General features: G+C 72.7%; 6 protein-coding genes and 1 pseudogene. 4 read left to right on the top strand and 3 right to left on the bottom strand.

The genetic code is table 11. From position 1 onward, the window contains the following. Window positions 1–63: 63 nt before the first annotated feature. Complete coding sequence (locus EF903_RS26780) at window positions 64–567, top strand: GNAT family N-acetyltransferase (protein WP_125547397.1); 504 nt, start codon at window positions 64–66, stop codon at window positions 565–567. Window positions 568–610: 43 nt separating this feature from the next. Here EF903_RS26780 and EF903_RS26775 read toward each other — a convergent pair whose 3' ends face one another. Beyond that, a complete protein-coding gene (locus EF903_RS26775; RefSeq protein WP_260615975.1) occupies window positions 611–1714 on the bottom strand; it encodes an oxidoreductase in 1104 nt (367 codons plus the stop codon). A gap of 334 nt (window positions 1715–2048) precedes the next feature. Here EF903_RS26775 and EF903_RS26770 point away from each other — a divergent pair, with 334 nt between their 5' ends. From EF903_RS26770 to EF903_RS26760, 3 genes are all read left to right on the top strand, one after another. Further along, window positions 2049–2465 carry an SsgA family sporulation/cell division regulator gene (locus EF903_RS26770; protein ID WP_114055014.1) on the top strand — a complete coding sequence of 139 codons (417 nt, stop codon included), beginning with the start codon at window positions 2049–2051 and terminating at the stop codon, window positions 2463–2465. A gap of 286 nt (window positions 2466–2751) precedes the next feature. Continuing rightward, entirely contained in the window at window positions 2752–4392 is a 1641-nt protein-coding gene (locus EF903_RS26765) for an ABC-F family ATP-binding cassette domain-containing protein (protein WP_125547395.1), read from the top strand. A gap of 300 nt (window positions 4393–4692) precedes the next feature. Next, complete coding sequence (locus tag EF903_RS26760; protein ID WP_125547393.1) at window positions 4693–5664, top strand: acyl-ACP desaturase; 972 nt, start codon at window positions 4693–4695, stop codon at window positions 5662–5664. Between the two features lie 37 nt (window positions 5665–5701). Here the strand turns inward: EF903_RS26760 and EF903_RS26755 are convergent, their stop codons facing one another. Both EF903_RS26755 and EF903_RS26750 read right to left on the bottom strand, forming a co-directional pair. Then, window positions 5702–5953 carry a WhiB family transcriptional regulator gene (locus EF903_RS26755; protein ID WP_125547399.1) on the bottom strand — a complete coding sequence of 84 codons (252 nt, stop codon included), beginning with the start codon at window positions 5951–5953 and terminating at the stop codon, window positions 5702–5704. A 162-nt stretch (window positions 5954–6115) separates the two neighbouring features. Further along, window positions 6116–6433: pseudogene (locus tag EF903_RS26750) on the bottom strand (ATP-dependent DNA ligase); the annotation flags it as partial.

Raw genomic sequence — 6433 nt, 5'->3', positions numbered from 1 at the left:
GCCTGACACCCTGTCAACAGCGCCTCCGCCGCGCTCGTACCGCCACCGCACAGGAGAGTCAGGATGCATTCCGTTCCGCCCGCGGACACCGCCCCGCGCCCCGCCACGGCCGCCGATGTTCCCGAGCTCGTGCGGCTGCGGGCCGTTGCGCTTGCCGCGCTGGGGGTGGATCCCGGGCCTGCCGACGCGGCCTGGCGAGGTGTTGCCCCCGGGTGGTTCCGCGAGCGGATCGGCGGGAGGTCGGACGTGCACTGCCTGGTGGTGGGCGGGGCGCCCGGCGAGCGGCTCGTCGCGACGGGGATGGCCTGGGTGACGTACCACCTGCCGCGGCCCCAGTACACCGACGGGCGGCGCGGCTACCTCGACGCCATCGTCACCGACGAGGGCTTTCGCGGGCAGGGCCACGGGCGGCGGATCGTCGACGGGCTCGTCGCCTGGCTGAACGGCATGGGGATCCACTACATCCAGCTGCACGCCAGCTCCGCCGGCGAGCCCGTCTACAGGGCGGCGGGGTTCGTGCCGAGTCACTTCGCGAGCATGGACCTGTTCACCACGCCCGACGCCTGACACACGGCAGCCCCGGGCACGGCCTCCGCCCGCCGACGATCGGTCAGCGCCGTTCGAGGCGGGCTACCCGCCCTTTCTCCCCCGCCGCCCAGCAGCTCCCGTCCGCCGTGCAGTCGACCGTGTCGAACGAGCCCGCGGCCAGCGGGCGCCAGGTGCGGCCGCCGTCGGTGGTGGCGTCGGTGCCCGTCGGGCCGACCGCGAGGGCCGTGGCGCGGGTGTGCGGGAGCCAGGCCGCGCCCGAGCGGTAGGCGGGCGGCGGGGCGGCGGCGGGTGTCCAGTTGCGGCCGGCGTCCGCGGAGCGGGCGGCGGCCTGCGGGGAGGGCTCGCCGGTGCGGTAGTCGCCGCCCACGGCCAGGCCGGTCGTACGGTCGCGGAAGGCGAGGGCGAAGACGCCCTTGGCCGGGTCGCCCGCCGGGATGCCGGACTCGGCGGCCCGCCAGGTGCGGCCGCGGTCCGACGAGTGCAGGATGCGGGCGGTCGCGCCGCCGCCGGTGGCGAGCCACACGTCACGCGGTCCGGCGCTGACCAGACACTGGCCGCTCGCCGCGAAGCCGGCTTCGCCGGGCAGGGCGGGCGGCATGCCCGCATCGGGCAGGACGGTCCAGCTGCGCCCGCCGTCGTCGGTGGACAGGATGCGGAACCTGCCGTCCACCGGGTCGCTCATGGCGATGCCGTGCCGGGAGTCGAAGAAGGTCAGACAGTCGTAGAAGGCGCGCGGGTCGGCGTTCCGAAAGGTTTCGGTCCAGGTGCGGCCGCCGTCGTCGGTGCGCAGCACCCGCGACGCCTCGCCTTCCCCGATGGAGAGGGCGACGGCGCGGCGGGCGTCGAACGCCTCGATGTCGCGCAGTTCGAGGCCTTCGGCGGCGGCGGTCGGGGGTGAGACGTCCTGCCAGCTGCGGCCGCCGTCGGTGGTGCGCAGGACGGTGCCCTGGGAGCCGGCCACCCAGGCGGTGGAGCGGTTGACGGCGGCCAGGCCGCGGAAACGGGCGTCCTTGCCGGTCTGCTTGAGGGCCCACCCGGCGCCGCGTAAGGCGTGGTTGTCGCCTCCTGCGGCGGCGGGTGCGGTGGTGCCCGCATGGGCGGGGGCGGCGGTGAGGGCGAGCGCCACAGCAGCCGCCGCGGACATGCCAATTCTCAGGAGTCTCATGGCGCCGGAAGCTAGTGCACCGCGGATGCGCCGTCCAGGGCGCCCGCGGCACACTCCGTCGGCCCGCCCTCCCGCCCCCGGGGCCCCCGTTGGGCCTGTGGAGTGAGCGTGAATCGGCCGTTCTCGGTTCATCCCCGTACGGGGGCCGGAGCGGGCGCCCCTTCGGCCGGCGAACCCACTTCGATCACCCTACGTGATCACATGGACGCGTTCCAGCCAATCGGTGACGCAGCTCACGTCATCGCCCGTGCACGGATTTGCCGATTGCGGCGTCTATCGGGTTGCCGGGCTCCAGCCCAGACCCGGCAGCAGATCCGCCGCAAGGGAGCGAGCCTTGATCACTGTTATCGAGCAGGCCGTGCAGGCACGTCTGGTAGCCACCGCACCGAAGGTGGAAACCGTACCCGTCACTCTCTGCTACGACCGGTCGGATCCGTTCGCCGTGCGGATGGCCTTCCCCGCTCCGGCCACGCTGGAGGGCGTCGAGGTGTCGTGGACGTTCGCCCGCGAGCTGCTGAGGTCGGGCCTGATCAGGCCGTCGGGCCAGGGCGACGTGCGGGTGCGCCCGTACGACGGGGACCGGACGACGATCGAGTTCCACGCCCCGGAGGGTGTCGCGATCGTGCTCATGGCGACGGCGGAGCTGCAGCGTTTCCTGCGGAGGTCCGCGGAGGTGGTTTCGCCGGGCCACGAGCACCTCTACCTCGACATGGACCACAGCCTGGCGGAGCTGATGCGCGGTCCGCGCTGATCCCGGCGGCCTTCGGGAGCCTTCGGCGGCCGCCCAGGACCACTCGGCGGCCTCCCGGCGGCCTCCCGGCGCCCTCTCGGCGGCCTGCGGGTTATTTCGTTTGCGGGCGGCTTCGGCCGCCCGTAGCGTCGTCGGCGTACCCATCCCCGCCGAAACGGAGCAGGACGTTGCTCTTCTGAGGTCCGAGACACCGACCGACAGGGTCGATCCGGCGCACCTGCGCATCCCACCCGTCTTCGGCTGTCTCCCCAGTTGCTCGCATCATTCACGCAACCTGGAGGCCTCCATGGGTAACACCTCTGCATTCATCACCTGCTCCGCGCTCTCCTTCGACTGGCCCGACGGCACGCCCGTCTTCGACGGCTTCGACCTGACGGTCGGTCCCGGCCGCACCGGGCTCATCGGCCGCAACGGCAGCGGGAAGTCCACCCTCCTGAAGCTGATCACCGGCCGACTGGCGCCCCGTGACGGCCGGTTGGCCGTGTCGGGCACGGTCGGCCACCTGCCGCAGGACATCACTCTCCACACCTCGCTGCGCGTGGACGAGGCCCTCGGCATCCGCGGTGTGCGTGCCGCCCTGCACGCGATCGAGGCCGGCGAGGCGACCGAGGCGAACTTCGCCGCCGTCGGCGACGACTGGGACGTCGAGGAGCGGGCCTTGGCCGCCCTCGACCAGCTGGGCCTCGGGCCGGTCGGCCTGGACCGCACCGTCGGCGAACTGTCCGGTGGCGAGGGCGTCTTGCTGCGGCTGGCGGCGCTGCTGCTGGCGCGGCCCGACGTGCTGCTGCTGGACGAGCCGACGAACAACCTGGACCTGCGGGCCCGCCGCCGGCTGTACGCGGCGGTCGAGTCCTGGTCGGGGGTGCTGCTGCTGGCCAGCCACGACCGGGAGCTGCTGGAGCGGGTCGACCAGATCGCCGAGCTCCACGAGGGCGAAGTCCACTGGTACGGCGGCAACTTCAGCGCATACGAGCAGCAGCTGGCCGCCGAGCAGGAGGCGGCCGAGCGGCTGGTGCGGGCGGCCGAGGCACATGTGCAGCGGCAGAAGCGGGAGCTGTCGGACGCGCACGTGAAGCTGGCGCGGCGCAGGCGGTACGCGCAGAAGATGTACGAGAGCAAGCGCGTGCCGAAGATCGTCGCGAACAACCTCAAGAGCGCGGCGCAGCAGTCCGCCGGCAAGCACCGCACCCTGCACGCGGAGCGGCTCACGCAGGCGCGGGAGCGGCTCGACCAGGCGGCGGAGGCGGTCCGGGACGACGACGAGATCCGCATCGAGCTGCCGGCGACGCTGGTCCCGCCGGGCCGGCGGGTGCTGGACCTGTCCCGGCTGCGTCTGGCGCACGGCGCCGGGGTACCGCTGGATTGGGATCTGCGGGGGCCGGAGCGGATCGCCCTGGTGGGACGCAACGGCTCGGGCAAGACGACACTGCTGCGGACGGTGGCGGGGCTGCTGGAGCCGGAGTCCGGGGAGGTGGCCGTGCACGTGCCGGCGCGCTTCCTGCCGCAGCGGCTGGACGTCCTCGACGACGGCCTGTCGGTCGTGGAGAACGTGGCCCGGTTCGCGCCGCAGGCGTCGAACAACGTGGTGCGGGCGCGGCTCGCGCACTTCCTGTTCCGCGGCGCCCGCGCCGACCGGGCGGCGGGTGCGCTGTCGGGCGGGGAGCGGTTCCGGGCGGCGCTCGCGGCGCTGCTGCTGGCCGAGCCGGCTCCGCAGCTGCTGATGCTGGACGAGCCGACGAACAACCTGGACCTGGCGAGCGCGGACCAGCTCGCCGGCGCGCTGGACTCCTACCAGGGGGCGCTGATCGTCGCGAGCCACGACGTGCCGTTCCTGGAGTCGATCGGCATCACCCGCTGGCTGCTGCTCGACGGCGGCCTGCGGCCGACGACGGCGGAAGAGGTACGCGAGACCCTCTGGTCCGCCTGACCCGGAGGGCCGCTCCCCCCGCCACCGCCCTGCCCTGCCGTGCCCTGCCCCGCCCCTGCCGCTGGCCCTCGCCGGCACCGTTCGGCCGTGTCCGGCCGTCAAGGCGGGGCGGGCGGGGGCCACCTTCTGCGTGACATTCGCCGCGTCTGCGGCCCGGTACACCTCGATCAACTGCGTAGATAACGGGATGTAACCGGTCATATGAACGCCGGGGGCTTGGCTGACCCTCACGGTCCGCTTAACCTACGGCGTCGTAGGCTACGGAACCGTAGGTAATTCGCTTTGTCCCCAGGAGTACCCGTGACGATCACCTCTCCCCACCTCGGCAGCTCTGCGGCGTGGACCGACGCGAAGCTGCTGTATGCGCTGGAAGAGGTGGTCGAGAAGGAACTCAACCGCCACCTGAAGGTGACCAAGGACTGGATGCCCCACGAGTACGTCCCGTGGAGCGACGGCCGGAACTTCCCGGCGTTCTTCGAGGACGGCGAGGCCTGGGACCCGCAGCAGTCCAAGGTCACCGACATCGGCAAGATCGCCCTGGTGGTGAACCTGCTGACCGAGGACAACCTGCCGAGCTACCACCACGAGATCGCCACGCTGTTCGGGCGGAACGGCGCCTGGGGCACCTGGGTGCACCGCTGGACCGCCGAGGAGGGCCGCCACGGCATCGTGATGCGCGACTACCTGCTGGCCTCGCGCGCCGTGGACCCGGACAAGCTCGAGGCGTTCCGCATGCAGCACATGTCGGAGGGCTTCGAGTCCGACAACCGCCACTCGATGCTGCACTCGGTGGCGTACGTCGCCTTCCAGGAGCTGGCCACCCGCATCTCGCACCGCAACACCGGCCACCAGTCCGGCGACCCGGTGTGCGACCGGATGCTGGCCCGCATCGCGCAGGACGAGAACCTGCACATGATCTTCTACCGCAACCTCCTGGGCGCGGCCTTCGACATCGCCCCGGACCTGACGATGCAGGCCGTGCGCGACGTCGTGGTGAACTTCCGGATGCCCGGACACGGCATGCCGGGCTTCGAGCGCATGGCCGCCCAGATGGCCATCGGCGGCGTCTACAACCTGCGCATCCACCACGACGACGTCCTGAGCCCCGTCATCCGCTTCCTGAAGATCATGAGCATCGACGGCCTCGGCCCGGAGGGCCTGCAGGCCCAGGAGGAGCTCGGCCTCTTCATGGACGGCCTGGACTCCGAGGCCCGCAAGTTCGACGAGCGCCTCGCCGCCCGCGCGGCCCGCCTGGCGGCCCGCAAGGGCTGACCGGCCGCCGCCGCGGCCCGGCCGGACGCCGGCCGGGTCAGCGGCGCGGGCGCAGCGCGAGGCGCTCCGCCTCGGACAGCCCGCCCCACACCCCGAAGCGCTCGTCGTTGGCGAGGGCGTACTCCAGGCAGCCGGTCCGCACCTCGCACGCCGCGCACAGCCGCTTCGCCTCCCGCAGCGAGTTGCCCGGCTCGGGGAAGAAGAACTCCGCACCCGTCTGTGCGCACAGCGCGTACTCGTACCAGGCGGGGGCCGCGGAGGCGGTGGCGGGAGCGGTGGTGGTGTTCATCGACATGCCGCCGATCCTCACGCCCGCCGATGGACGTCTGATCAACGCCCCATCAACACCGCCCACGTGCCCGATGCTTCCGCGCCACGGCACCCGGCCGCTTCCTCCCCTCCGAGGATGGCACGGCCCACTGACATCCGGCCGTCCCGCGCCCGGCAGGGATCAGTCCTGCTGCGGCTCTTCGGCGGACGCCCCGGCAGGGCCGGACTTCTTCGCGCGGCTCGGCTGGACGCGCTTGGGCTCGCCCGGCATCTTCGGGTAGTCCGGCGGGTACGGCATGTCTCCGAGTCCCTCGTCGTGCTCCTGCCGCCCGGCGAGCTCCAGCGCGGCCTCCAGGGTGAAGGCGTGGTCGTCCATGTCGGCGTGCAGGTCGCCGAGTTCGGCATACCGGGCGGGCATCGTGGTGATGTCGAAGTCCCGGGGCTCCGCGGAGTCCAGCTCGTCCCAGCGGAGCGGGGCCGACACGGGGGCGTGGGGGCG

The sequence above is a fragment of the Streptomyces sp. WAC05292 genome (genome assembly GCF_003949955.1).
Taxonomy (GTDB): domain Bacteria; phylum Actinomycetota; class Actinomycetes; order Streptomycetales; family Streptomycetaceae; genus Streptomyces; species Streptomyces globosus.
This window is presented reverse-complemented; position numbering and strand designations above follow the sequence as displayed.

Coding starts and splice junctions, on each gene's coding strand:
- EF903_RS26775 (WP_260615975.1), bottom strand. CDS start 1,714: ATGAGACTCCTGAGAATTGGCATGTCCGCGGCGGCTGCTGTGGCGCTC.
- EF903_RS26780 (WP_125547397.1), top strand. CDS start 64: ATGCATTCCGTTCCGCCCGCGGACACCGCCCCGCGCCCCGCCACGGCC.
- EF903_RS26755 (WP_125547399.1), bottom strand. CDS start 5,953: ATGAACACCACCACCGCTCCCGCCACCGCCTCCGCGGCCCCCGCCTGG.
- EF903_RS26765 (WP_125547395.1), top strand. CDS start 2,752: ATGGGTAACACCTCTGCATTCATCACCTGCTCCGCGCTCTCCTTCGAC.